We start from the raw sequence: 24905 nt of genomic DNA, 5'->3' as shown, positions 1-24905 counted from the left end.
CCTGCCCCTCTTCGGGTATGAACACTGGCCGACGCCGGGACGCTCGACAAGCGCCCGACGAGTGGCATGATCGCTGCAACCTCATACCCGGGGCGTTGCAAGAACCGCGCCGAGGAGTGTCGACGATGTCAGCAGGGAAGCTCAACGAGCAGGCAAAGGGCGTGTACATCATCGCCGCCACGCCTTTCACGGACGAGGGTGCGGTCGACCTCCAGAGCGTCGACAGCTTGACCGATTTTTATTTGGGCTGTGGCGTACATGGTTTCACCCTGCTCGGGATGATGGGCGAGGCTCACAAGCTGACCGCCGACGAATCGATATCCGTGGTCAACCGCGTGATCGGCCGGGCGCAGGGGCGACAGGTGATCGTGGGCGTGAGCCATGCCGGCCTCGAGAACGTCCGCCGTCTGTCGCACGAGGCGATGATGGCTGGCGCGTCGGGTGTGATGGTGGCGCCGTCGCCGGGACTGAAGGGCGACGAGGCCCTCTACAACTACTACGCACAGGTCTTCCAGGCGCTGGGTCCCGATATTCCCGTGGTCTATCAGGACTACCCCCAGACCACCGGCGTCTACCTGCCGGTCAACGTGTTCGAACGGCTGGTCGACGACTTCCCGCAGCTGGTCATGCTGAAGCACGAAGACGCGCCGGGCCTTGCCAAGCTGACCAAGGTCCGGGACGGCGAGAAGAAGCCCGGCCGGCGCCGCGTGTCGATCCTCGTCGGCAATGGTGGGCTCTACTACCCGCAGGAAATGCGCCGCGGCGCCGACGGCGCCATGACCGGCTTCGCCTGGCCCGAGATGCTGGTGCAAGTCTATGAGCTCTTCGCCCAGGGCAGGCCGGAGGAGGCCGAGGACCTGTTCGACATTTATCTGCCGCTGGTTCGCCACGAGGTGCAGCCGGCGATCGGGCTCGCGCTGCGCAAGGAAGTGCTGTTCCGGCGCGGCGCCATCAAGAGCCCGAAGCAGCGGGCGCCCGGTTCGTCGCTGATGGCCGCGGACAGGACGGAACTCGACGGGATGATAGCGCGCCTCGAGCGGCGTCTGGCGGCCACCGGCCGTCTCGCCAAGGCGGCGGAGTAGGGACATGGCTGATTACGATCTGATCGTTCGCAACGCCCGCATCGTCACCGCCGAGCGGCAGGCCGAGGGAGACATCGCCGTCAAGGATGGCCAGGTCGTCGAGATCGGGCCCGGTATCAAGGGAGAGGGCACGCGCGAGATCGATGCCGGCGGAAAGTTCGTCCTGCCGGGCGGCGTCGACAGCCACTGTCACATCGAGCAGAAGTCGGGCATGGGCGTGATGTGCGCCGACGATTTCTATACGGGCACCGTCTCCGCCGCCTTCGGCGGCACCACCACCGTCATTCCCTTCGCCGCCCAGCATCGCGGCATGTCGCTGCGGCAGGTGGTGAACGAGTATCACGAGGCGGCGACGCCGAAGGCCGTCATCGACTATGCCTTCCACCTGATCGTCACCGATCCGACGCCGCAGGCGCTGGGGCAGGAGCTGCCGGCTCTGATCAAGGACGGCTACACCTCGTTCAAGATCTACATGACCTACGATGCGATGAAGGTCAGCGACTACCAGATCCTCGACATCCTTTCCGTGGCGCGGCGCGACGGTGCGCTGGTCATGGTGCATGCCGAGAACCACGACATGATCCAGTGGCTGGCGCATCACCTGGTCGACCAGGGCCACGGCGCGCCGAAGTTTCATGCGATCGCCCATGCCCGCTTGGCCGAGGCCGAGGCGACCAACCGCGCGATCTCGCTGGCACGGCTGGTCGATGCGCCGCTGCTGCTGGTGCACATGTCGGAGATCGAGGCGATCGAGACGGTGCGCCAGGCGCAGAAGAAGGGGCTGAAGATCTTCGGCGAGACCTGCCCGCAATATATCGCGCTGACCGCCGACGACATGGACAAGCCCGGCGTCGAGGGTGCCATGTGGTGCTGCAGCCCGCCGCCGCGCGATTCGGCAGCGCAGGAGGCGGTCTGGGCGGCCCTGAAGGACGGCACGTTCCAGACCTTCTCGTCCGACCATGCGCCGTACCAGTTCAATGCCGGCGGCAAGATCCCCAAGGGCGACAAGACGACCTTCAAGGAGATGGCCAACGGCGTGCCCGGCATCGAGATCCGGCTGCCGATGCTGTTCTCGGAAGGCGTCCAGAAGGGCCGCATCACCCTGCAGCAGTTCGTGGCGCTGACCTCGGCCAACCACGCCAAGCTCTACGGGCTCTATCCCAAGAAGGGTACGATCGCCGTCGGCTCCGATGCCGACTTCGCGATCTGGGATGCCGACAAGGACGTGACGGTCACCTGGAAGGACCTGCACGACAATGTCGGCTACACGCCCTACGAGGGCCGCCAGATCAAGGGCTGGCCGATCACCGTGGTGAGCCGCGGCCGCGTCGTCGTCGAGGACGGCAAGCTGAATGCCGAGCGCGGCTCGGGCCAGTTCCTGCCCTGTGCCTCGCCCGATTCGTCCAAGCCGATCGGGCAGTCCACGCCCGAGCTGCAGGCCATGTCGCGCTTCGGCCTCAAGCCGTTGTTCTAGTCTTGTCGTCGTCCTGAGCGCAGCGAAGGACCTGACGGGAGTTAAATCGAGTTTGTGCGAAGCGGGAGATCCTTCGCTTCGCCCAGGATGACAAAAAGGGAGTCGTCGCCGTGTCTCGCCGCCTGAAAGTATCTTCCGCCCAGCTGGGTCCGATCCACCTCGCCGACAGCCGAGCGAGTGTGGTCAAGCGTATGATCGAAATGCTCAAGGAGGCCGACAGCCGCGGCTCCAAGTTCATCGTGTTCCCGGAACTTGCGCTGACGACCTTCTTCCCGCGCTACTGGATGGAGGATCCCAACGAGGTCGAGAAGTACTTCGAGAGCCAGATGCCGAGCCCGGACACGCTGCCGCTGTTCGAGCTGGCGCGCGAGAAGGGGATCGGCTTCTACCTGGGCTATGCGGAGCGAACCGAGGAAGAGGGATCGACCCACCATTTCAACACGTCGATCCTGGTCGGACCGGACGGGCGCCTGATCGGCAAATACCGCAAGGTGCATCTGCCGGGTCATGACGAGCATCGTCCGACGGTGCCGTACCAGCATCTCGAGAAGAAATATTTCGAGGTCGGCAACCTGGGCTTCAACGTCTGGAAGATGTTCAAGGACGAGGTGATCGTCGGCCAATGCATCTGCAACGATCGCCGCTGGCCCGAGACCTTCCGCGTCATGGCACTGAAGGGCGCCGAGATGGTGGTGCTGGGCTACAACACGCCCAGCGACAACGTCTACGCGCCGCACGAGCCGCCGTACCTGCGTGTGTTCCACCACATGCTGTCGCTGCAGGCAGCTGCCTATCAGAACGGCATCTGGGTCGTGGCGACGGCAAAGGCCGGCAAGGAAGACGGGTTCTGGCTGCATGGCGGATCGGTGATCGTCGCGCCGACCGGCGAGATCGTTGCCAAGGGCACGACCGAGGACGACGAAGTCATCTCCTACGATTGCGATCTCGGCCTAGGCGAGTACATCCGCAACACCACCTTCAACTTTGCCAAGCATCGTCGACCGGAGCACTACAAGCTGATCAGCGAGCGCACCGGCGTGAAGCTCGAACCGTCGAACTGAGGACAGAGAGATGCAATACGCTTCCGACGAGCTGACGCCGCACGAGCGCTACAAGGTCCTGACCGCCTTCGTTCTTCCGCGGCCGATCGCCTGGGTGACGACGCTGGGACCGACCGGCGTGGTAAACGCGGCGCCGTTCAGCTTCTTCAACGTCTTCGCCGAAGACCCGCCGCTCTGCATGTTCGCGATTAACAAGCGGCCGGACGGGCGCCTCAAGGACACCTGGACGAACATCCAGCGGACAGGCGAGTTCGTCATCAACCTGACCGACGAGCCGCTGGCGCTCAAGATGCACGAATCGAGCGGCGACTTTCCGCCGAATGTCGGCGAGCCCGACTATCTCGGCCTGAAGCTCGCGCCCTCGGTGGACATCAAGACTCCGCGTCTCGCCGAGGCGCCGTGGGCGATGGAGTGCAAGACCTGGCAGGTCATCAACGTCAAGGACGACCGTCAGCTCGTGATCGGCGAGGGGCTGCGCTTCCACATCCGCGACGAGCTGTGGGACGACAAGGCCAAGCGCGTCCACATGGACAAGTACCATCCGGTCGGCCGCATGTTCGCCGACCGCTATTGTCGCACCAACGACCGCATGGATTTCCCGGCGGCGCCGGTCGTCAAGGCCGCGGCCGAATAGCTCAGGACCAGTTCAGCCGGGAGCGGCCGATCGCCATCGCGACGGCGGCCTGGCTGGGTTCGACCACCGGCAGGCCGACATGGCGCTGCAGCCGTTCCCGGTACCGCGCCATGCCGGCACAGCCCATCACCAGCACGTCCGCACCGTCCTCGTCGCGCAACTCGGCGGCGACTTCGGCCATGCGGCTGAAGGTGCGCGCCTCGTCGGCGAGTGCCACCACGCCGAGCCCGATCGCGCGGTCGCCGGCCATGCGATCGTTGAGGCCCATCTGGCCGACGTAGCGCAGATGGCGCGGGATCGACTTCCTCAGGATCGAAATGACGCCGAAGCGCTGACCGAGGGTGAGGGCGGTCAGGATGCCGCATTCGGCGATGCCCAGCACCGGTTTGGTCGTGAGTTCGCGCGCCGCATGCAGGCCGGGATCGGAATAGCAGGCGATGACGAAGGCCGAGCAGTCGTTGTCGCGCTGCTTCACCATGGCGCCGATCAGCGGCACGACCTGTTCGACATGCCCCTGATTCTCGATGCCGGGCGGACCGTCCTTCAGCGTGACGCATTCGATGGCCGGGCCGCCCTGCATGCGCAGCGGTTCCATGGCGGCATCGATTCCGCGGGTGACGGCTTCGGTGGAATTGGGATTGATGACGAGGATGCGGTCGGACATGGGCCGCAAGATGGCCCCTAAATTGCTATCCGACAACGCTTGTTCTAACTTTGCCGCTTGGGGATTTCATGGGAAGGGAACTGACGAAATGATGCACCGTCGCTTTGCCGCGCTGGCCGTGGCCGCGCTGATGTGCGTGAGCCCCGCGCTCGCCCAGGATAAGAAGCCGCCGCTGCGCACCGGTGTCGATGGCACCTTCGCACCGCACGCCATGCCGAAACTGGGGGGCGGCGTCGAGGGTTTCCAGATCGACGTCTTCACCGAGGCCGCCAAGCGTATGAAGCGTGACATCACGATCGACGCCGTGAGCTTCTCGACCCTGATTCCGGGCATGCAGTCCGGCCGCTACGATTTCATCGCGGCGCCGACGACGGTGACCAAGGAGCGTGCCGAGAACATGCTGTTCACCGCAGGCTATCTGTGGACGGCGTTCCAGTTCGGCATCAAGAAGGGCAGCGCGCCGATCAAGAGCTGGGCCGACCTCAAGGGCAAGGCCGTGGCCGTGAACAAGGGCACGCCCTACGAGACGCTGGCCAAGAAGATGGCCGAGCAGCACGGCTTCACCGTGCAGGTCTACGACACGCAGCCCGACGCGACGCAGGCCGTCCTCTCGGGCCGCGCCTATGCGACACTGGGCGGCAATACCACGATCGTCTACGCCGCCTCGAAGAACCCGCAGTTCATCGCCGACCTCGAACTTGCCGAAACGCGTGCCCACTGGGCCGCGCCCGTGCCGAAGGACAATCCCAAGCTTCGCGCCGAGCTGCAGGATGCGCTCGACTGCATGAAGAAGGACGGCACGATGGCGAAGTTCTACGAGAAGTGGTTCAACAAGAAGCCGGCGGCCGATGACCTCGCCGTCGTGATCACGCCGGGTTACGGCGTCCCGGGCATGCCCGGGTACGATCCGACCCCGCACGAACTGAAGTGCGGCGGCTGAGTTCGTCCTTCCGAATCGCCAGACCGAGGGGCCTTTCCGGCGTCGGCAAGGGCCCCTCGATTTCGTTTTGATCCGTTTGAAATGACAAGGGTCCCGTGACCAGCCACATCGTCGATGCGCGCGCCATCCACAAGCATTTCGGCACCCTTCACGTCCTGAAGGGCGTCGATTTGAAGGTGGACGAGCGGGAACTGGTCTTCGTGATCGGGCCGTCGGGTTCCGGCAAGTCAACGCTGCTGCGCTGTCTCAACCGGCTGGAGGAACCGTCCTCCGGCTCGATCGTGGTCGACGGCATCGACATGCTCAACCCGAAGACCGACATCAACCATGCCCGCCGTCGCATCGGCATGGTTTTCCAGTCGTTCAATCTCTACCCGCACATGACGGCGCTGGGGAACGTGACCCTGGCGCTGCGCAAGGTGGCGGGCAAGGGCCGCGCCGAGGCCGAGGCGCTGGGCCGGGCGGCGCTCGAACGCGTGGGCCTCGCCGAGCGTGCGGATCACACGCCGGGCCAGCTTTCCGGCGGCCAGCAGCAGCGTGTCGCCATCGCCCGTTCGATCGCGCTGGAGCCGCGCGTGATGCTGTTCGACGAGCCGACCAGTGCCCTCGACCCCGAGCTGGTCGGTTCGGTCCTGGAGGTGATGCGCGGCCTGCGCGAGAGCGGCATGACCATGATCGTGGTCAGCCATGAGATGGGGTTCGCGCGCAATGCGGCCGACCGTGTCGTGTTCATGGATGACGGGCTGATCGTGGAGCAGGGACCGCCTTCGGCGATCTTCGAGAACCCGGCCCACGAACGCACGCGCGCCTTCATCGGCCAGATCCAGCGGCACTGAGGCCGGTTTGGCATGAGCGGCTGGGACAAATTCGTCGAAACCTTCTTCAACGCGAAGGTCATGTGGAAGTACCTGCCGGACATCCTGTCCGGCATGGTGGTGACCATCGAGCTCGCGATTTTGATCGTCGTCTCGGGCCTCGGGGCGGGGCTGGCGCTCGCTCTGTTGCGCAGCCTGGCGATCCGGCCGCTCAACTGGCTGATCATCTTCGTCGTCGATCTGTTTCGCTCACTGCCGCCGCTGGTCATCATCGTCCTGATGTACTTCGGACTCCCCTATGCAGGCCCGTCGCCGTCGGGATTCGTCTCGACCTGGCTCTCGCTCGCCTTTGTCCTGATGGCCTTCTCCGAGGAGATCTTCTGGGCGGGCATCACCTCGATCCCGAAGGGCCAGTGGGAAGCTTCGCGCTCGACCGGCCTGTCGTTCGGCCAGACCCTGTTCAACGTCGTGCTGCCGCAGGCCTTCCGGCTCACCATCCCGCCACTCACCAACCGCACCATCTCGATCACCAAGGGGACGGCGCTGGGCACCGTCGTGGCGGTGACCGAGATCTTGGGACAGGCCAGCTCTGCGATGTCCAACTCCTACAATCCCTCGCCCTTGATGATGGGGGCGGCGGCCTACGTCGTGCTGTTCCTGCCGGTCGTCGTTGCGGCCCGCTGGATCGAGGCCAAGTTCGCGTGGAAGCGATGATCGAAGCCTTCTTCAACATCGAGATCATGAAGGCGGCGTGGCCCATCGTGCTGACGGGTCTCTGGAACACGATCCTGCTGTCGCTGATCGTCGTGCCGCTCGGACTGTTCGGCGGGTTGATCCTGGCGCTTCTTGCCTCGATCAAGCATCCGCTGGTGCGCTGGCCGCTGATGGCGTGGGTCGACTTCTTCCGGGCCTTTCCGCCGCTGGTCCTTCTGGTCCTGCTGTTCGCGGGGCTTCCTTTCGCCGGCCTCGAGCTGGGGGGCTTCGCCTGCGTGGCCATCGCCTTCTTTCTGAATACCGGCTCGTACTACGGAGAAATCTTCCGCGCCGGCATCGACTCGGTGCCGGGCGGGCAGGTCGAGGCGGCGCGCTCCACCGGTCTCGGCCGGATGCAGGCGATGCGATACGTCGTGCTGCCCCAGGCCGTGCGCAACGTGATGCCGGACCTGCTCTCCAACACGCTGGAAGTGGTGAAACTCACCTCGCTGGGCTCGGTGGTTGCCGTGCCGGAATTGCTCTATGAGGCCCGCCAGGCGCAGAGCATCACCTACAATCCGACGCCGATCGTCATGGCCGCGGTGATCTACTTCCTGCTGCTGTGGCCCCTGGTGCGCTTGCTCAGTCGCCTCGAGAACCGGGCGCTCGCCGGGCGGCGGTAGGGCAGGGCCTCAGCGCTTCTGAAGGCAGTCCCGGTAGGTCACCGTCTGGGTCGCGCCTTCCTCGACGAAGGCGGTGTCACCCTTGGTCCAGAAGACGAACGTCCCGCTCGAATCGGCGTAGCGGACGCCCGACCCCGACAGGGTCTGCGGCAAACTGAACTTTCGGCCGTCGCTCAATTGGACGATGGCCCGGCCCCCGGGGATCGGGCGGCCATCGGGTCCGACACTCGACTTTCCATCGTAGAAGTCGGCTACGATCGTCTTGTCCTGCTGGCACTGGTACCGGACCGTCGAGATCGGGGCATCCGGAGAAGGGGCCTTGAGCGGCGGGCCGTCATTGCACGCAGCGAGAGCGGGCAGGAGAAGCAGAGCGGTCGCGACCAGCGGACGGGTCATTCAAGGTCTCCGAAGCCGCAGGCGGCACGACGTTGGTAGAGAGACACCCAACGTTCTGGAGGAACGAATGTTGCGACCGTCCGTCAATCCTTCGCAAGTGCCTGGATCAGGTCGAGCGTCTTGGTCCGCAGGCCCTTGTTCCGGATCTTGTAGTAAGCGCGGACCAATTCGAGGGTCTCGCGTTTCGTATTGAGATCCTCCGTCTGCTTCACGGCCGCCTTGGGTCGACCCGGCTTGCGCTTGGTGCTGCCCACCGACGCATCCATCCCGTCGAAGAAATGGGTCACGGGGACGTCGAGGACCTTCGAGAATTCGAACAGCCGGCTCGAACTGATGCGATTGAAGCCGCGCTCGTATTTCTGGACCTGCTGGAAGGTCAATCCGACCGCGTTAGCGAGATCGGTCTGACTCATGCCGAGAAGCGCGCGCCGCTGGCGCAGTCTGCTGCCGACGTGGGTGTCTACTGGATGGGAAACCGTCACATATACCTCCGCCGATTAATATGGGTATTGCACGCAGGTCTTACACCTACCTTTCGCCCCACAGGGTGCGACAGGACGACTGAGTCTCGGTGACCTTCGCGTGACGACGGGCGCGGAGTCGGGGGCGGTTGCCGTACGCGGGCACGGCCCCTACCGTGTGCCAAGAGGCGGCAAAGACCGCCCACGGGAGGACTGGCAAATGTTAAGTCTCATTCGCGCTATGGCTTCGTGCCTGCTCGCCTTGTTCTGCGCACACGGCGCAGCCGCCCAAACCACTTGGCCGGACAAGCCGGTCAAGCTGGTCGTGGGCTTCACGGCCGGCAGTGCGACCGACGTCACCGCCCGGATGTTTGCGCAGAAGTTCAGCGAGGCCTGGGGACAACCGGTGATCGTCGAAAACGTCTCGGGCAATTCCGGTGCGATCGGGGTCGACCGCGTCGCCAAGGCCCCTCCTGACGGCTACACGCTGATGTGGTCGGGGAATGCCGCGATCACCATCCTGCCGTCGCTGCAGGCGCTGCCCTTCGATCCGCTGAAGGACCTGACCGCGATTTCGACCTCGCTGGTCATGCCGTCGGTCTTCGTCGTGAACAACGACCTGCCGGTGAAGTCGATTGCCGAGCTGATCGCCTATGCCAAGGCCAATCCCGGCAAGCTCTCCTACGGGACGCCGGGTGTCGGCACGCCTCAACACATCGCAGGCGAGCTGTTCTGCCATCTGGCCGGCATAAAGATGGAGCACATCCCATACCGCGGCGCCAACCTCACCGACGTGATGAGCGGTGTGGTCCCGGTCGGCATCCAGAATGCCGGTGCGGGAATGCCGCTGGTGCGCGACGGCCGCGTACGCGGTATCGCCGTCACCTCGCTGAAGCGGGCCTCGAGCGCCCCGGACCTGCCGACCCTGGCGGAGCAGGGTTTTCCCGGTTTCGAGGCGACCTCGTGGTTCGCCCTGATGGGCCCCGCTAGCCTGCCGCGTCCCATCGTCGAAAAAGTGCGCGCGGAATCGCTCAAGGCGCTGGCCGATCCGGAGATGCAGAGGAAGTTCGCGGCGATGGGCCTCGACCTCGTCGGCAGTACGCCGGAGGAGACCCGGGCCGCCATCGCCGGGGACATTCCGAAATGGGCGAAGGTGATCAAGGAGGCCAACATCAAGACGAGGCAGTAGCTCCGTCAGCCTTCCTTCTTCATCTTCTCGCGTCGGGCCAGCTCGGCGTCGGAGCTTTGCGGCAACGCGAAGCTGCCGGACTTCACGCTGCCTTCGCGAGCGTAAACGCCCATGGTGACGCCCGTCGTCGAGACTTTGCTCTCCGTAAGCTTCAGCGCGCCGGGCTTCGTGCCCGGGCCGAACAGCTTCTTGCCGTGTCCGAGCACGAGCGGGAAGGTGAGCAGGCGGAACTCGTCGATCAGGTCGTGAGCGAGCAGGGTCTGCAGCAGGACGCTGCTGCCCTGCGTCAGCAGGACTGGCCCGTCGCCCTGCTTCAGCCGGGCGACCTCCGCGGCGACGTCGCCCTCCAGAGCGACCGAATTGGTCCATCCAAGAGACACGGCCGAGGAGGTCGCGACATACTTGGTCACCTCGTTGAAGACCCTGCCGATGGGATCGTCCTCGCCCACGAACGGCCAATGCGCGGCGAAGATCTCGTAGGTCTTGCGGCCGAGCAGCAGGTCGAAGGGCTGAGAAAAGCATGCGTCCATGAACTGGCCCATCGGGCCGTCCCAGTAGGGCACGGTCCAGCCGCCGTGTTCGAAACCGCCCGTCGGATCCTCCTCGGGCCCGCCGGGCGCCTGCATGACCCCGTCCAGGCTGACGAACGCGCCGGCAACGATCTTTCTCATGGCAATCCTCCGATGTTACTGCCCCGAGGACGGCCGAGAGGGGCCAGATCCGACATCGGCGTCGCAGATTGTCGCAGGAGGAGGGGTATCAGTACTCCTCGACGACCTGACCGTTCGGGTGGATTGTGACCCGCTTGGGTACCCCCTGGGGGCGGGTCGGTACGGGATCGCGGCTCACGTTGGCGCGCCAGGAACCGTCATTCTTTTCTTCCAGTCGCTGGACCCGGTAGCCCTGATTCTCGAGGCGGTCGCGGGTTAGCGAGTAGGTATTCGGCTGGGATGGGGGCGGTGCCATGACCGGCGCGGGTGGGGCGACGGGCGGCGGCGGCAGGGCACCAGGCGACATGGTGTCGGGCATCCGGCCGCCATTGCCGATCGATCCGGGCACGAGTTGACCGAAGGCCGTGTCCGCCGCAGCGACCAGGGCCATCACGAAGACGACGGTGAGGAGGGTGGTACGCATCCACTTTATATGGGTTGTCCGGCCCGCTCTTGCTATGAGGAGGACGGGGGACCCGTATGAGAATTCAAGGCGCTGCGTCGCGTAAGTTGCTTTCCGAGATCCTGGCGCCAGCGAGCCATGCTGTCGCGCTGCCCAGGGTCCTGGGTCCCGTCAGCATCGTCTTCATGGGGATCGGCGCCATCATCGGCGCGGGGATCTTCGTCCTGACCGGCACGGCAGCCGCACTGTACGCCGGGCCTGCCGTGGTCGTGTCCTTCGTGCTGGCCGGGACCGCCTGCGCCTTCGTGGCGCTCTGCTATGCCGAGCTGGCGGCGCTCATGCCGGTGGCCGGCAGCACCTACACCTACACCTATGCCAGCCTTGGGCAGCTCACCGCCTGGCTGGTCGGCTGGAACCTCATTCTCGAATACTCGATCGGTGCGGCGGCGGTGGCCGTGGGATGGTCTGGCTACTTCAACGGCACGCTGGCCTCCATCGGGCTTGCCATCCCGCCGCGGCTTTCGGCCTCGACAGGGCAGGTCGTCCAGCTCGCCGATGGCACCTCCGTGACCGCGATCGCCAACCTGCCGGCCGCGGCGATCGTCGCGCTGCTCACCCTCTTGCTCGTGCAGGGCACGCGTGAGTCGGCGCGCCTCAACAATCTCATGGTGGCGATCAAGTTGCTCGTCATTCTGGCGTTCATCGGCTTCGGGATCAGCCACGTCTCGGCCGCCAACTGGCAGCCCTTCGTGCCGGCGAATACCGGAACTTTCGGAACCTTCGGCTGGAGCGGCGTCCTGCATGGCGCCTCGGTCGTGTTCTTCACCTATATCGGCTTCGACGCCGTTTCGAATTGCGCGCAGGAAGCGAAGCGGCCGCAGCGGGACATGCCGATCGGCATTCTGGGCGCCCTCGTAATCTCGACGGTCCTCTATATCCTGGTCGCGGGCGTGCTCGTCGGCATCGTCCCGTATCTGGAGCTGAACGTGGCTGCTCCCGTCGGGCTCGCGGCCGATCGCATGGGCATCGGCTGGTTCGCGGCACTGATCCAGCTCGGGGCGCTGATCGGCATTACGACGGCGATCCTCGTTCTGCTTTACGGACAATGTCGCATCTTCGCGACCATGGCGAATGACGGGCTGATGCCACCGCTGTTCAGCCGCGTCCATCCGCGGCTCAAGACGCCGTGGGTGAGTCAGATTCTGATTGGCGTAGTGGTCGCGACGATCGCCGCCCTGTCACCGATCGAGATGCTGAGCGAGCTGGTCGGCGTCGGCACGCTGTTCTCATTCCTGATGGTCTGCGCGTCGGTGGTGCGTCTTCGTCGTCTCGAGCCGCATGCTCCGAGACCCTTCCGGGTGCCGGCCGTGCCGTTGATCCCGATGCTCGGAATCCTCTCGTGCCTCGGATTGATGGTCGGGCTGGCCCCCGTGACATGGGCGCGGCTCGTCCTCTGGATCGCGATCGGCCTCGTCATCTACTACGCCTACGGCCGGTCGCACGCCGCCCGTCTGAGGACAGGCCCTCAGATCAGGGAGTGACGCTTCCGCGTGAGCGGCACGACGACGATGCTGGCGCCGGGCCGTGCGATCGCTTCGGCGACGGCCGCCGTGACCTCCGCACCGGTCCTGGCCAGCTTCGCCGGCGCGCCATAGCCTTTTGCGAGTGCCTCCAGGTCGATCCCTGGCAGGTCCAGGCCCGGGACGTTCGGCGTCTCCTCGAGCTCGGCAAAGGATTTCAGGATGGCGTATTCATGGTTCTGCAGGACGACGAAGACGACGTGGGCCTTCTGTTGGACCGCCGTGTAGAGCGCCTGGACCGAATACTGGAACGAACCGTCCCCCATCAGCGCGACGACCGGGCGATTGCGGCCACTGCTGCGTTCCGCCAACGCCAGGCCGACCGCCGCCGGCATGTCCCATCCGAGCCCACCAGATGCGAAAGTGTAGAAGCAATCCGGCTTGTCGATCCGGAACTGGTCCTGCATTTCGGCAACGACCGAAGGCGCTTCCTCGACCAGCACGTAGTCGGCGGGGCAGGCGTCGCGCACCGCGGCCATGATGGCGTCGCCCGCCAGGGGCTGCGCTTCCATGTCGGGCGTCTTCGGGGCCGGGCGCAGTGGCGAGGCGATGGACGAAGTCCGCTTCTTGAGCTGCGGCTGGATCGCCTCCAGGAACAGCCGCGCGTCCGACACCAGGCTGTCGCCGACCGGCGCCTTTGAAGACATATTCGGGTCGTCGGTAACCTGTAGCAGTTGCGTGCCCTTGGGAATGTAGTCGCCCCCGACATAGGGATAGTAGCGGAAAACGGGCGCGCCGATGACGATCACCAGATCGTGGCCCGCGAACTTCTTGCCCAGAGGCCCGATGGCTGCAGGGAGCGCGCCCGCATGTTGGGGGTGGGTCTCGGGGAAGGGCGTGCGCTCGGCGAAGGGGGCCGTCCAGACGGGAACGCCCAGCGTTTCGGCGAATACGATGCCATCTTTCCAGGCCTGGCTGCGGGCCAGGTCCGATCCATAGACGATGACGGGCGACCGGGCGGCATTGATGCGTTCGGCGAACTCGGCGACGCGGACCGGATCGGGGCCGATGCGCGTGGCGACCGTGCGGAAGACATCGATCTCCGGCATCGGTTTGTCCCAGTCGTCGAGCGGCAGCGAGAGGAACACCGGACCGGCTGGCTGCTGCATCGCCGTCGCATAGGCCCGCATGAAGGCGGCTGGAATGTCTTCCGCCCGTGTGGGTTCATAGGCCCATTTCACCCAGGGCCGCGGCAGGTTGGCGGCGTCGATGTTCGTGAGGAGTGGCTCGAGCAGGAGCATTTCGCGAGTCTGCTGGCCGGCGGTGATGATGAGCGGTGTCTTGTTCTGAAAGGCCGTGACGATGCAGCCCAGCGCGTTTCCCATGCCGGCGCCCGTATGCACATTGACGATGACTGGCTTGCGGAGCCCCTGCGCGATCCCGTCGGCAATGCCGACGACGCTGGCCTCCTGCAGCGCCATCACGTAGTCGAAGTCTTTGGGGAAGTCCTTGAGGAAGGTCTCTTCCGTCGAACCGGGGTTGCCGACGATCGTCGTGAGACCGAGCTTGCGGAGCAGATCGAACGTGACGTCCTTGACTGTGCGCATGCGCAGATTCCCCGCCGCCGTTATGAGGGACGCATCGTAGCGTGGCGGCCGAGCTGTGGCACCCTCGATTGCACGAGCCAGGTTCAGACATGCGAACGGAGCGCCCCACGAGGGGTAGGGCGCTCCGCCAATCCGCAGGCCAGTAGGGTGTGGCTCCTACTGCTCGCGGACGTTACCCGACGGGTCGAGCGTCACCGCGACCTCGACATTGTTGCGCATCGCCTTGCCGGTCCAGTTGCCGGCGGTATCGCGCTTCAGCAACTTGATGCCGTTGTAGCCCTTGGCCTCGAGCTTCGACTTGGCGGCGGCCTCCGCCGCGGTGGCGTTGGACGAGGTGGCCGGAAGGTTGGTGTTCGGATTGCTGGTCTGGCCGGGCATCGAGTTCATGTCGCGGCCAGCCGGCGTGCTCGGCTGCACCGTCTGGGCGAAGGCGGCCCCGGCGATGCTGGTCACGGCAATCGCGGCAAAGGTAACGAGGGTCTTCTTCATGCATTCCTCCAGGGGTTTCAGGCTGTGGGGGATCAACGCCGGCTTCTGAAAGGTGTTGCATGGATTTGCTGAAACACGGTCCGTCCGCCGCCGTCGGCTGCGCGAAGAAACTCCATCCTGTAAGTGAAAGGTGCATGGACCCGGGTTCTTTCATCCTTAGCCATACCGGCCTTTTCGCCGCCGCCTTCCTGGCGGCAACGGTTTTGCCCTTTCAGTCGGAGCTGGTGCTGATCGGCCTGCTGGTCGCCGAGCCGACCCATGGGGAGACGCTGCTGTTCGCGGCGTCGCTCGGGAACACGCTGGGCTCCGTGATCAACTGGATTTTGGGTCGCCTGATCGAGCGCTTCCGCGACCGCTCGTGGTTTCCCGTGAAGCCGCGCGACTACGAGCGCGTCGAGCGCTGGTATGCCCGGTGGGGGATCTGGTCCTTGCTGTTGGCCTGGCTGCCGTTCGGCGGCGACGCTCTCACCGTTGTAGCCGGCGCGCTGCGCACGCCCTTGCTGCCATTTGTCCTGCTGGTCGGGATCGGCAAGACGGCGCGCTACGCCGTCCTGGTCGCGGCGACCTTGGGCTGGCTCGCTTAGCGATAAGCGCGTGGCACCGATATTGCTTCCCTCGCAGTGCTCGACACGCCAGGGGGAGGCATTCATGCAGTCATCATCGTTTCGCCGACGCACAGGATTGGCGGCGCTTGCCCTGACGTTCCTGTTCGGAGGGGCGGCGTTTGCGCAGGACAAGGTTCGGTTCCAGACCGACTGGATCCCGTCCGGCGAACACGCGATGTACTACGGTGCCTGGAGCAAGGGCATCTACGCCAAGCACGGCATCGACATCACGATTACCCGCGGCTACGGCTCGGGCGACACCGTCACCAAGGTGGCCTCGGGGGCTGCCGATTTCGGGGTGGCCGACATCGCGGCCGTCATGACGGCGAGGGCGCGGACCAACGTGCCGGTCAAGACGATCGCCGTACTCTACAACGAATCGCCGCATTCGCTGTTCGTGCTGAAGAGTTCGGGCATCACCAACTTCAAGGGACTGGAAGGCAAGAAGATCGGCATCACGCCGGGCAACAGCCATCGCTTCTACTTCCCCGAAGTCGCCAAGAAGGCGGGGACGGATCCCAACAAGCTGATCTGGACGAACATGGACGGGGCCGCAATGGCGGCCCAGCTCATTGCCAAGAACATCGACGCCGCGCCGTTCTATTCGATCCATTATTACTACATCAACAAGGCGGCGGTTAAGGCCGGGCAGGAGATCCTGCCGCTGCCCTTCGTCGAGGTCGGCTTCAAGATCTACGCGGCGAGCCTCATCACCACCGACAAGATGATCCAGGACAAACCCGACCTGGTGACGCGCTTCCTGGCCGCCACCAAGGAGGCCTTCGAATGGGCCGCGGCCAATCCGGAAGAGGCCTGCAAGCTGCATGTCGCCCGGTTCCCCGAGGTCGAACTCGACGACTGCATGGGCAGCGTGAAGGCGGTGATGAAGTTCGTCTTCAACGACCACAGCAAGGAGTTCGGCTGGGGCAAGGAAAGCCCGGACCGGCTCAAGTTCTCGTGGGAAACCATCGCCACGGCCAACGAGCTGAAGCCCGAGTTCGACTACAAGACCGCGATCGACACCAGCAAGATCGCCAAATGACGGGTTCGACGTGATCTCGCTCAACCGGGTCACCCGCATCTTCAACAGCCGTGACGGCGATCAGGTCACGGCGCTGCAGGACGTGTCGCTCGAGATCGGACGCAACGAGTTCATCACCCTCGTTGGGCCGTCTGGCTGCGGCAAGTCCACGCTTCTGCGCATCGTCGCCGGGCTGATCCTGCCGACGGCGGGGCGGGCCTCGATCGGTGGCGAGGAAATCACCGAGCCGCGGGCGGAAACGGGTATCGTCTTCCAGGCGCCGACCTTGCTCCCCTGGGCCAGCGTGCTCGACAATGTGCTGTTTCCGCTGCGCATGATGCACCGCATCGATTCGACCAGTACCGACAAGGCGATGGCGCTGCTCAAGCTGGTCGGCCTCACAGGCTTCGAGGGCAAGTCGCCACGCGAGCTGTCGGGCGGCATGCAGCAGCGCGTCGCCATCTGCCGAGCCCTGGTCCACGATCCGGACATCCTGCTGATGGACGAGCCGTTCGGGGCGCTCGACGCGTTGACGCGCGAGGAAATGACCATGGAGCTGCTGCGGATCTGGAGCGAGAGGCCCAAAACCGTGCTGTTCGTGACGCATTCGATCACGGAGGCCGTCGTGTTGGCCGACCGGGTGGTGGTGATGTCGCCGCGGCCCGGCCGCATCGCCGAAATCATCGATATCGGCCTGCCGCGCCCGCGCAGCTTCGAAACCGAGGCCACGCCTGATTTCCACGAAGCCAGTCACCGCATCCGCCAACTCATCTTCGGAACACGCAATGTCAGTCCAGGCCGCGCCGCCGCTTGAGCAGCGGCAGAAGCCGCCGCGACGACGAAAGAGGAGCGCCGCCCTGTACGAGGTGGTGGTGCCCCTGATCGCCACGGCCGGCCTGTTCCTGCTGTGGGAAGGCGCCTGCCGCGCCTTCGCAATTCCCGGATACCTGCTGCCGACGCCGTCCGATATCTGGAAGGACACGATGGCCATCGGGCCGACCGTCGCCGGCCATACGATGGCGACCTTCAAGACGGTCATGCTGGGCTTCGTGGTCTCGATCCTGATCAGCCTGCCGCTGGCCGTCGTACTGACCGCGTCGCCCGCGATCGCGGCCGCGGTCTATCCGTTCCTCGTCTGGACGCAGTCGATCCCCAAGGTGGCGCTGGCGCCGATTCTCGTGGTGCTCCTCGGGACCAACGAACTGCCGCGCATCGTGATCACCGTGCTGGTCGCGTTCTTTCCGCTGGTCATCTCGATCGCGACCGGGCTGCTGTCCGTTCCGCCCGAACTGATCGAACTCAGCCGCGCCTGCCGCGCCTCCAAGCTCAGCGAATTGCTGCGCATCCGGCTGCCCTATGCCATTCCCTTCATCTTCGCGGGCCTCAAGGTGGCGATCTCGCTCGCCGTCGTCGGCGCGGTGGTCGCGGAGTTCGTCAATGCCGACGCAGGCCTGGGATTCCTCATTCAGACGTCGACGGCGTTCTTCAAGGTGCCCGTGGCGTTCGGGGCGCTTATCATCCTGTCGGTGATGGGCGTCGTATTGTTCCAGATCGTGGTCGTCGCCGAGCGGGTCTTCTTCCCGTGGTCGAGCAGCAATACGACGCCGGGTGCCTGACCGGCCGAAAGAGGGGAGTGAATCATATGGCGAAGAAGCCGAACGCACCGATGACGGTCATCCGCGGTGGCCGTGTGGTCGACATCAAGGGGCATTCAGCGCCGAAAGCCGATATCCTCGTCAATGGCGACACGATCGCCGAAATCGGTCCCAAGGTATCGGCACCCGAATCCGCCATCGTGATCGACGCCAAGGGCAAGCTGCTTCATCCAGGCCTGATCAACGGCCATACCCACAGCCATGGCAATCTCGCCAAGGGCATGGTCGATCGCGTGACCCTGGAGCTTCTCCTGACAGCGGGTCCCTACATGAGCGGCGCCCGCACCCTCGAGGACAAGTACCTGTCGAGCCTGATCGGCGCGTGCGAGATGGTGATGAAAGGCTGCACGGCCGCCTATGACCTGGCGGCCGAGTTTCCCATGCCGACGGCGGAAGGGCTGGCGTCCATCGGACAGGCCTATGCCGATGTCGGCATGCGCGCCATGCTGGCGCCGATGGTGGCCGACACCAGCTTCTTCCAGGCCATCCCCGGCCTCATGGACCAGCTGCCGCCATCGCTGCAGAAGGAGGTCGAGGCCTATCAATTCTCGCCCTACAAGGCGAGCGTGAAGCAGATGAAGAAGGCACTGCATGGCTGGAAGCTCGACCGGCAGGGCGTGCATCTGGCGGTGGCGCCGACGATCCCGCATCATTGCAGCCGGGAGTTCCTGCTGGCCTGCCTGAAGCTTGCCAAGGACTACGATACCGGCCTGCACACCCATGTGTCCGAATCCAAGGTGCAGGTCGTCGCCGGCTACCGGCTCTACGGCACGTCGCTCACCGCCTACATGGATTCGCTGGGCCTGGTCGGGCCGAAATTCACCGTGGCGCATGGTGTCTGGCTCGACGGCGACGACATGAAGCTGCTGGGCGACAAGGGCGCCTCGGTCTCGCACAATCCTGGCTCGAACATGGTGCTGGGCAACGGCATCGCCGACATGCGCGGCATGCTGGATGCCAAGGTCAATGTCGGCATCGGCACCGATGGCGCGAGCTGCTCGGACAATCAGAACATGTACGAGAACATGCGTCTGGCCTCGATGGTCTCGAAAGTGCAGGGGCCCGATAACCGCGAGTGGATCACGACCGAGGAAGTGCTGCACGCGGCGACCGCGGGCAGCGCCCGGGCACTGGGGCTGGGCGACAAGATCGGCAAGCTGGAGGCCGGCTACAAGGCCGACATCGTGTTCCTGGATCTGGGCCACATCAACTGGATCCCGTTCAACGATCCGACGAACCAGATCGTCCACACCGAGGACGGCGCGGCCGTGCATTCGGTGATGGTCGGCGGCCGCATGATCCTCGAGGACCGCAAGCTGCTGAACGTCGACATGGTGCAGCTCGCGCGCCTTGCCGAGAAGGCCCGCGAGCGGCTGGAGCGGGGTCGCAAGCCGGCCAAGGCGCTCTACGACAAGCTCGAGAAGGTGGTGAACACCTTCTGCCCGGGGCTCGCCAAGCAACCGCTACATATCGACCGGTTCGGCGGGAGCCATCACCACGCCTATCACGGTCATCACCACCACTAGGCGGCGGTGACGCCGATCAGCGATTCATGCAGCCAGATCATCGCGGCATAGGCCACGGTGGCGATCACCACGACAAGAAGGTCGTTCTTTGACCAAGCCACCCGGGGCGCGCCCACGTCGCCCCGGCGCTTGACGGCGATGCGGTCATAGACCGCCCAGGCGAGCAGGCTACCGAACAGGAGCATCGAGCCCAGGTCGCCATTCACCAGCAGATGGGAGAGGGCCCACGCCTTGACCGCGACCAGCATGGGATGACGGAGGAGCGACTTGATGCGGCTGGGCGGTGCATAGGTCGCCACGAGCGCCACGAAGGCGAACCACAGGAGGGCTGCCGCGATGGGATGGAAGGCCCGGAAGGGCGGGTTCCAGATCTGGATGTACCCGGCACCGCGATATTGCCCGAAACCAATGGCGATCAAGATTAGGCCGATGGCCGCAATCAGGGAATAGAGGCCCTTGTATCCGCCTTCACCGAGCCGGCCGATCACGGCGGTCCGCGTGCCCCGGAGGGTGGTGAAAATATGGACGCCGATGAAGAGCGCGAGGCCAAGCAGGAGGGTCGACATGTTTCAGCATAGCATGCCGACCCGGGAAGGTTACCGCGACATCTGGGTTACGCCACCGCTGGTGTCGACCGTCACGGCGACTTCGGTGTCGTTCTTGGTCGCGAGCGCCTGCCACGAGCCGTCGTCGCGGCGCTTGAGCTCCTTGATGTTGGTATAGCCGCTCGCCTCGATCTGGGTGCGGGCCGACGTGGCGGTCTGGGCGCTTCCGGGCATGCCGGCTGGCGGGGCGGCCGGGGTGGTGGATTTTCCGGTCGCTGGCGGCATTTGCGCTGCCGCCAAAGAAGCAAAGAGGACGAGGCTGGCGGCGGTCGGGAGGACGAGCTTCATCGGGGCATCCTTCAATTCTGCACAATGTAGGGAGTTAATGCGGAAAGCTGCCGGACGTTGCGGTCTGGAACGCACGCGCGGGCAGGGCGTTTCAATCGTCCAGACCAAGCGTTCGTCGAGGGTCCCGTGAAGATTTTTGCCGCTCTAGTATCGTCGACGCTGATCCTGGCCGTATTCCCGGTGTTCGCTCAGCAGATTGCCTTGGTGCCGGGGAAACCCGACTGCGGTACGACCGAGCCCGATCCCATTCAGATCAGCTGGGACACACCGTGTAAGACAGGCTCCTGGATCTACGAGCCGGGCGTCGGCTGCCGCATCGCCGACTGGCATCCCGATCCGCAAGATAAGGTAACCTGGAGTGCGTCCTGCCGCGCCGCTCTGCGGGAGGGTATGGGCGTGGCCCAATGGACGGAGCATGGCCAGCCAATCGACCGCTTCGAGGGGACCTACCGGAATGGCCGCCGTGAGGGGCTTGGTCGATATTCGTGGAATGGCGAGGACCGGTTCGAAGGCAGCTATGCCAGGGGTCTCCCGAACGGCTACGGGGCCGTGACGGTTTCAGGAGTCACTCTGTCCGGGCAGTGGCGGGATGGCTGCCTCAGGGCAGGCGACAAATCCGTGGCGATTGGGGTTCCATTGGCAAGCTGCGACCAGGCGCCGGAGCCCGAATATGTTGGCGAGACCGCGCAGCTGCCGCCCGATCAGGCGATGTTGAAATAGTGCAGGGCCATCCCGACGAGCCCGGAGGCCACGATCGGATAGGCGGGATTGATTTTCGTCCGCCACAGCAGCAGGAAAACCACCAGGGCGATCACGCCGAAGAAGAACTGCGTGATGGCACCGCGACCCATGATGATGGCGCCCGCCAGCACGAGACCCACGGCGACGGAACCCAAGCCTGTCTGGATGGCGGGCCGCCAGCGCCACGTCGCCAGGTGGGTCCACAGCCGGCCCACGAAGAAGGTCAGCAGGCCGGTCGGCAGGAAGAAGGCCACGAGCGCCACGAGTGCCCCTGGAATATGGGCCACGGTGACGCCGATCGACGCGACCATCATCATGTTCGGTCCGGGCGCGAGCTGGCCCAGGCTGTAGAAATGAAGCAGCTCCGGGAAGGTCACCCAGTGGTAGGTGTCGACCGTGAGTTCCTTCATCTCGGGGAAGGCAGCCATGCCGCCGCCGATGGTGAGCAGCGACAGGTAGGCGAAGACGCCGGCGAGGTCCCACAGCTGCTTCACGGGACGTCCTTGTTGCGTGGCCGATGCCACCAGATGGCGACGATTCCCGCAACGATCAGCGCATAGGGGACTGGCACCTTGAAAAAGGCGACGGCTACGGCGGTGGCGGCCACGAACACATAGTCGGCGTAGGTTTTCAGTGTCTTTGCGCCGAGCTGGACCAGGACGACCAGGATGAGGCCGACCGCACCCGCGGCGATCCCGTGCAGGAAGGCCTTCGACCAGGGACCGTCTCCGCCCGCCCCATAGAGCAGTCCGGCCGCGGTCATCAGACTGGCCCCGGGAATGCACATGCCCAGGGTGGCGACCAGGGCTCCCATGCCGCCGCGCAGGCGGTCGCCCACCAGGATCGACATGTTGGTGGCGTTGAGGCCGGGCAGGGTCTGGCTGATCGACAGCAGTTCGACGAAGGACACATCGTCCAGCCAACGCTGGCGAACGACCAGGCCGGTGCGCAGATAGGCGACCACGCCGCCGCCCAAGCTGGTCGCTCCCATGACCAGAAAGACCCAGAAGAGCTTTCCGAGCGACGGCGGGGGTGGAGGAGTTGCGGCGTCGCTCATTCGTGCGCTTGCGGCGGGTTGCCCTTCAGGCGGTACACGGCGCCGGTCTTGGTCGTGGTCAGCGTCAGCCAGTCGGCGGCGACCTGCTGGAGTTCGAGGAAGAAGCGCTCGCAGTGATTCAGCGACTTGTGCTTGATGTCGGTGGGTCCCGCGAACCTCAGCTGGAAGGCGAACTCGCCGACGAAGGCATGGTGGTCGCCGCGGGCGCGCCACAGGCCGAGATTGGCTGTCGCCGCCGTGTGATGGCCGAAGTCGAGCAGGCAGATATCCTGCAGGAGTTCCTCGACGATCGTCTGGTTGACGAGGGAGATGTCGTTGGGGCCATCACAGGAGATCCCGCTCAGCGTCGGGAAGATCTGGGTCAGTTCCGGCAGCGACATGTTGCCGAGCGAAGACATCACGATACGGGCTGCCTGGGGGGCCTGGCTGAGGCCGAACTCGACATTGTGCGACAGCAGACGCCGGATGCCGCCGATTTTCTCCTTGAGCGGCATTACCTCGAGCTTGAACTTGATCTTGTACTTACCGTCGATGCGCGGCCGTACGTCGAGGGCCTGGGCCTTCTCCATGTTGGCGCTGCGATACTTGAAGACGATCTCGGGATCGCCGATGGCGAAACCGTCCTGATAGGCGATCCGGCGCCGCACGATGAAGTTGTTGTTGTAGAGGTGGTAGCCGCCGGTATCGAGGAACAGGACCTCGCGCACCTCGGGCCGCTGCTGGGACTTCGGCGTGTGCTGATACCCGACGCCCGTGGTTGCCGCAGCACGCTGGACCAGCGCGGCGAACTCCTTGAACACGTGAGCCGAGGTGAAACGATCGGGCTTGAGAATCAGCTTGCACTGCAGATATTGGATTTCGTCGCAGCGGCGGCCGTCTGCATAGAGGCTGTCCTGGCGATCGCCGAGCCACTGCGCGATCTGCCCGTCATCCTGATGTGAATGCATTGTCTCTCCCTGGCGGTACCGTAGCGCCGCCCTATTGCGCTGTCATCTGGGCCGATTGGGTCGCCTTACCGTAGGTCTCGACCTTCCCGTCCGTGAAGCAGACGTAGTAGCGGTCGGACATCGACCACGGCGTGCGGCTCCAGAAATCCCTCAGAACGCTGTAGTAGGCGCAGTCCTTGCCGGGGGTGTAGGTCGATCCCTCGGGCGGTCCCATGACGGAACGGACCTGCTCGCGATCCATTCCTGCCTGGAGGCGCTCGACGTTGTCGCCGTGCACGCAACCGGCCAGCAGCAGGGCGGCCGCAAGCAGGCATGCTGGATACTTCATGGCTTTCTCCTGTGATTAGTAGGGTTGGGCCTCGCCGCCAACAATTGTCGTGCAGGCGGATGGCTGGCGCAATTCCGAACGATGCGGTACGTCCGATGGATGCAAGACCACCCCAGATTTGTCGCGCCGGGCCTCCCGGCTTCGTTGAGCGGCGCCACCGCCGGCATGGCCGAAACGCCTATTTCCGAAGTGGCCATGACCGTGTTCGGAGACCCGGACGTGGTCCCGCTGTGGTTCGGCGAGAGCGATCTCGTGACGCCGGATTTCGTGCGCGACGCCGCGGCCAGGGGCCTGCAGGCGGGGGAGACTTTCTATACCTGGCAGCGGGGCATCCCCGAGCTGCGGAGTGCCCTCTCGGCCTATACCGAGCGGCTCTACCGGATCAAATGCCCGATGGAGCGCCTCACGGTCACCACCGGCGGCATGCAGGCAATCCTGCTGACCTGCCAGCTGCTGCTCGATCCCGGCGACAATGTCGTGATCGTCTCGCCGATCTGGCCGAACATCACATCGGCGACCAGGCTGGTGGGCGGCGTTCCGAAATACGTGGCGCTCGAGCGGACGCCGACCGGCGGCTGGACGCTCGACCTCCAGAAGATCTTCGATGCCGTCGACGACCGCACGCGCGCGATCTTCGTCAACTCGCCGGGCAATCCGACGGGCTGGACGATGTCCACCGAGGAGCAGGCGGCACTGCTGGACTTCGCGCGCAAGCGCGGCGTCTGGATCATGGCCGACGAGGTCTATGCCCGGCTGATCTATACGAAACGGCCCGATGGCCGCCAGGTGGCGCCGTCCTTCCTCGAAGTGGCCGGGCCGGACGATCCGGTCATCGTGCTCAACAGCTTCTCCAAGCCGTGGGCCATGACCGGTTGGCGCCTGGGCTGGCTTACCCATCCGGCGGCGCTGGGCGACCAGTTCGCCAAGCTGGTCCAGATCAACACCTCGGGCGTTCCCGCCTTCCTGCAGAAGGGCGCGGTCGCGGCACTCGAGCAGGGCGACGATTTCGTCCACGAGATGGTCGACCGCTGCCGCGCCGGTGGGGAGCTGGTGTTCCAGCGGCTCTCCGCGCTGCCGAAAGTGAAGATCGCGCGGCCGGACGCCGCCTTCTACGCCTTCTTCTCGGTCGAGGGCGTCAGTGACACGCTGGCCTTCTGCAAGACGATGGCAAAGCAGTACAAGGTGGGCCTGGCCCCTGGCGAGGCCTTCGGCCCGGGCGGGCAGGGCAATGTGCGCCTGTGCTTCGCCTCGAGCGCCGAGCGGCTGAGCAAGGGGCTCGATCGTATCGAAGCCGCCGTCAAGGCGTTGTGA

General features: G+C 65.0%; 30 protein-coding genes. 17 read left to right on the top strand and 13 right to left on the bottom strand.

Annotation, left to right across the window (positions count from 1 at the left end; translation table 11 throughout):
• The first annotated feature begins 125 nt into the window (after positions 1–125).
• From ACT6UX_RS13535 to ACT6UX_RS13520, 4 genes are all read left to right on the top strand, one after another.
• Entirely contained in the window at positions 126–1082 is a 957-nt protein-coding gene (locus tag ACT6UX_RS13535; protein ID WP_444775680.1) for a dihydrodipicolinate synthase family protein, read from the top strand.
• Positions 1083–1086: 4 nt separating this feature from the next.
• Complete coding sequence (gene hydA, locus ACT6UX_RS13530) at positions 1087–2556, top strand: dihydropyrimidinase (protein WP_444775679.1); 1470 nt, start codon at positions 1087–1089, stop codon at positions 2554–2556.
• A 110-nt stretch (positions 2557–2666) separates the two neighbouring features.
• Positions 2667–3617, top strand: coding sequence for an N-carbamoyl-D-amino-acid hydrolase (locus ACT6UX_RS13525; RefSeq protein ID WP_304850439.1), 951 nt, complete (start codon positions 2667–2669; stop codon positions 3615–3617).
• A gap of 10 nt (positions 3618–3627) precedes the next feature.
• Positions 3628–4251, top strand: coding sequence for a flavin reductase family protein (locus ACT6UX_RS13520; RefSeq protein WP_444775678.1), 624 nt, complete (start codon positions 3628–3630; stop codon positions 4249–4251).
• A 1-nt stretch (position 4252) separates the two neighbouring features.
• On the opposite strand, the gene ACT6UX_RS13515 is transcribed toward ACT6UX_RS13520, so the two are convergent.
• Positions 4253–4915, bottom strand: coding sequence for an aspartate/glutamate racemase family protein (locus ACT6UX_RS13515; RefSeq protein ID WP_444775677.1), 663 nt, complete (start codon positions 4913–4915; stop codon positions 4253–4255).
• A gap of 88 nt (positions 4916–5003) precedes the next feature.
• Between ACT6UX_RS13515 and ACT6UX_RS13510 the strand changes: the two genes are divergently transcribed.
• The 4 genes from ACT6UX_RS13510 (at position 5004) to ACT6UX_RS13495 (ending at position 8046) form a co-directional block, all read left to right on the top strand.
• A complete protein-coding gene (locus ACT6UX_RS13510; RefSeq protein WP_444775676.1) occupies positions 5004–5855 on the top strand; it encodes a transporter substrate-binding domain-containing protein in 852 nt (283 codons plus the stop codon).
• Positions 5856–5950: 95 nt separating this feature from the next.
• Positions 5951–6691 (top strand): amino acid ABC transporter ATP-binding protein, encoded by a 741-nt coding sequence (locus tag ACT6UX_RS13505; protein WP_444775675.1) that lies wholly within the window; start codon positions 5951–5953, stop codon positions 6689–6691.
• Between the two features lie 12 nt (positions 6692–6703).
• Positions 6704–7384 carry an amino acid ABC transporter permease gene (locus ACT6UX_RS13500; protein ID WP_444775674.1) on the top strand — a complete coding sequence of 227 codons (681 nt, stop codon included), beginning with the start codon at positions 6704–6706 and terminating at the stop codon, positions 7382–7384.
• The gene (locus ACT6UX_RS13495; RefSeq protein WP_444775700.1) at positions 7381–8046 is read left to right on the top strand and encodes an amino acid ABC transporter permease; all 666 of its coding nucleotides are present in this window, start codon (positions 7381–7383) and stop codon (positions 8044–8046) included. The genes ACT6UX_RS13500 and ACT6UX_RS13495 overlap by 4 nt, the downstream gene beginning before the upstream one ends.
• Before the next feature lie 9 nt (positions 8047–8055).
• On the opposite strand, the gene ACT6UX_RS13490 is transcribed toward ACT6UX_RS13495, so the two are convergent.
• Both ACT6UX_RS13490 and ACT6UX_RS13485 read right to left on the bottom strand, forming a co-directional pair.
• Positions 8056–8442, bottom strand: coding sequence for an MliC family protein (locus tag ACT6UX_RS13490; RefSeq protein ID WP_444775673.1), 387 nt, complete (start codon positions 8440–8442; stop codon positions 8056–8058).
• An 83-nt stretch (positions 8443–8525) separates the two neighbouring features.
• Positions 8526–8924, bottom strand: a complete 399-nt coding sequence (locus tag ACT6UX_RS13485; protein WP_444775672.1) for a helix-turn-helix domain-containing protein — start codon at positions 8922–8924, stop codon at positions 8526–8528.
• A gap of 199 nt (positions 8925–9123) precedes the next feature.
• Between ACT6UX_RS13485 and ACT6UX_RS13480 the strand changes: the two genes are divergently transcribed.
• Positions 9124–10092, top strand: a complete 969-nt coding sequence (locus ACT6UX_RS13480) for a Bug family tripartite tricarboxylate transporter substrate binding protein (protein ID WP_444775671.1) — start codon at positions 9124–9126, stop codon at positions 10090–10092.
• 5 nt (positions 10093–10097) lie between these two features.
• Here ACT6UX_RS13480 and ACT6UX_RS13475 read toward each other — a convergent pair whose 3' ends face one another.
• Both ACT6UX_RS13475 and ACT6UX_RS13470 read right to left on the bottom strand, forming a co-directional pair.
• Complete coding sequence (locus ACT6UX_RS13475) at positions 10098–10763, bottom strand: dihydrofolate reductase family protein (RefSeq protein WP_444775670.1); 666 nt, start codon at positions 10761–10763, stop codon at positions 10098–10100.
• Positions 10764–10851: 88 nt separating this feature from the next.
• Positions 10852–11226 (bottom strand): hypothetical protein, encoded by a 375-nt coding sequence (locus ACT6UX_RS13470; protein WP_444775669.1) that lies wholly within the window; start codon positions 11224–11226, stop codon positions 10852–10854.
• 56 nt (positions 11227–11282) lie between these two features.
• Between ACT6UX_RS13470 and ACT6UX_RS13465 the strand changes: the two genes are divergently transcribed.
• Positions 11283–12746, top strand: coding sequence for an amino acid permease (locus ACT6UX_RS13465; protein WP_444775668.1), 1464 nt, complete (start codon positions 11283–11285; stop codon positions 12744–12746).
• Here the strand turns inward: ACT6UX_RS13465 and mdlC are convergent.
• Together mdlC and ACT6UX_RS13455 are read right to left on the bottom strand one after the other, a co-directional pair.
• Positions 12731–14332: a benzoylformate decarboxylase gene (gene mdlC / locus ACT6UX_RS13460; protein ID WP_444775667.1), complete on the bottom strand. Its 1602-nt coding sequence runs from the start codon at positions 14330–14332 to the stop codon at positions 12731–12733. The genes ACT6UX_RS13465 and mdlC overlap by 16 nt on opposite strands.
• A 156-nt stretch (positions 14333–14488) precedes the next feature.
• Positions 14489–14821, bottom strand: coding sequence for a hypothetical protein (locus tag ACT6UX_RS13455; protein WP_444775666.1), 333 nt, complete (start codon positions 14819–14821; stop codon positions 14489–14491).
• A 134-nt stretch (positions 14822–14955) separates the two neighbouring features.
• On the opposite strand from ACT6UX_RS13455, the gene ACT6UX_RS13450 reads away from it, so the two are divergent.
• From ACT6UX_RS13450 to ACT6UX_RS13430, 5 genes are all read left to right on the top strand, one after another.
• On the top strand, positions 14956–15405 hold the full coding sequence (locus ACT6UX_RS13450) for a YqaA family protein (protein ID WP_444775665.1): 450 nt from the start codon (positions 14956–14958) through the stop codon (positions 15403–15405).
• A gap of 64 nt (positions 15406–15469) precedes the next feature.
• On the top strand, positions 15470–16468 hold the full coding sequence (locus ACT6UX_RS13445) for an ABC transporter substrate-binding protein (protein WP_444775664.1): 999 nt from the start codon (positions 15470–15472) through the stop codon (positions 16466–16468).
• 10 nt (positions 16469–16478) lie between these two features.
• Positions 16479–17261, top strand: coding sequence for an ABC transporter ATP-binding protein (locus ACT6UX_RS13440; RefSeq protein ID WP_444775663.1), 783 nt, complete (start codon positions 16479–16481; stop codon positions 17259–17261).
• Positions 17233–18063 carry an ABC transporter permease gene (locus ACT6UX_RS13435; RefSeq protein ID WP_444775662.1) on the top strand — a complete coding sequence of 277 codons (831 nt, stop codon included), beginning with the start codon at positions 17233–17235 and terminating at the stop codon, positions 18061–18063. Before ACT6UX_RS13440 ends, ACT6UX_RS13435 begins: the two co-directional genes overlap by 29 nt.
• A gap of 26 nt (positions 18064–18089) precedes the next feature.
• Positions 18090–19628, top strand: a complete 1539-nt coding sequence (locus ACT6UX_RS13430; RefSeq protein ID WP_444775661.1) for an amidohydrolase family protein — start codon at positions 18090–18092, stop codon at positions 19626–19628.
• On the opposite strand, the gene ACT6UX_RS13425 is transcribed toward ACT6UX_RS13430, so the two are convergent.
• Positions 19625–20194, bottom strand: coding sequence for an NnrU family protein (locus ACT6UX_RS13425; protein WP_444775660.1), 570 nt, complete (start codon positions 20192–20194; stop codon positions 19625–19627). The genes ACT6UX_RS13430 and ACT6UX_RS13425 overlap by 4 nt on opposite strands.
• A 30-nt stretch (positions 20195–20224) precedes the next feature.
• A complete protein-coding gene (locus ACT6UX_RS13420; protein ID WP_444775659.1) occupies positions 20225–20521 on the bottom strand; it encodes a hypothetical protein in 297 nt (98 codons plus the stop codon).
• 126 nt (positions 20522–20647) lie between these two features.
• Between ACT6UX_RS13420 and ACT6UX_RS13415 the strand changes: the two genes are divergently transcribed.
• Positions 20648–21241 carry a hypothetical protein gene (locus ACT6UX_RS13415; protein WP_444775658.1) on the top strand — a complete coding sequence of 198 codons (594 nt, stop codon included), beginning with the start codon at positions 20648–20650 and terminating at the stop codon, positions 21239–21241.
• Here ACT6UX_RS13415 and ACT6UX_RS13410 read toward each other — a convergent pair.
• From ACT6UX_RS13410 to bamE, 4 genes are read right to left on the bottom strand one after another with little or no spacing between them, the layout of a single operon-like run.
• On the bottom strand, positions 21223–21756 hold the full coding sequence (locus ACT6UX_RS13410; RefSeq protein WP_444775657.1) for a chromate transporter: 534 nt from the start codon (positions 21754–21756) through the stop codon (positions 21223–21225). The two genes, ACT6UX_RS13415 and ACT6UX_RS13410, sit on opposite strands and share 19 nt — an antisense overlap.
• Positions 21753–22319, bottom strand: coding sequence for a chromate transporter (locus tag ACT6UX_RS13405; RefSeq protein ID WP_444775656.1), 567 nt, complete (start codon positions 22317–22319; stop codon positions 21753–21755). Before ACT6UX_RS13405 ends, ACT6UX_RS13410 begins: the two co-directional genes overlap by 4 nt.
• Positions 22316–23266 (bottom strand): hypothetical protein, encoded by a 951-nt coding sequence (locus ACT6UX_RS13400; RefSeq protein WP_444775655.1) that lies wholly within the window; start codon positions 23264–23266, stop codon positions 22316–22318. The genes ACT6UX_RS13405 and ACT6UX_RS13400 overlap by 4 nt, the downstream gene beginning before the upstream one ends.
• A 31-nt stretch (positions 23267–23297) precedes the next feature.
• The gene (gene bamE / locus ACT6UX_RS13395) at positions 23298–23594 is read right to left on the bottom strand and encodes an outer membrane protein assembly factor BamE domain-containing protein (RefSeq protein ID WP_444775654.1); all 297 of its coding nucleotides are present in this window, start codon (positions 23592–23594) and stop codon (positions 23298–23300) included.
• Between the two features lie 195 nt (positions 23595–23789).
• Here bamE and ACT6UX_RS13390 point away from each other — a divergent pair, with 195 nt between their 5' ends.
• The gene (locus ACT6UX_RS13390; protein ID WP_444775653.1) at positions 23790–24905 is read left to right on the top strand and encodes a pyridoxal phosphate-dependent aminotransferase; all 1116 of its coding nucleotides are present in this window, start codon (positions 23790–23792) and stop codon (positions 24903–24905) included.

It is taken from the genome of Reyranella sp. (assembly GCF_052439685.1).
Taxonomy (GTDB): Bacteria; Pseudomonadota; Alphaproteobacteria; order Reyranellales; family Reyranellaceae; genus Reyranella.
This window is presented reverse-complemented; position numbering and strand designations above follow the sequence as displayed.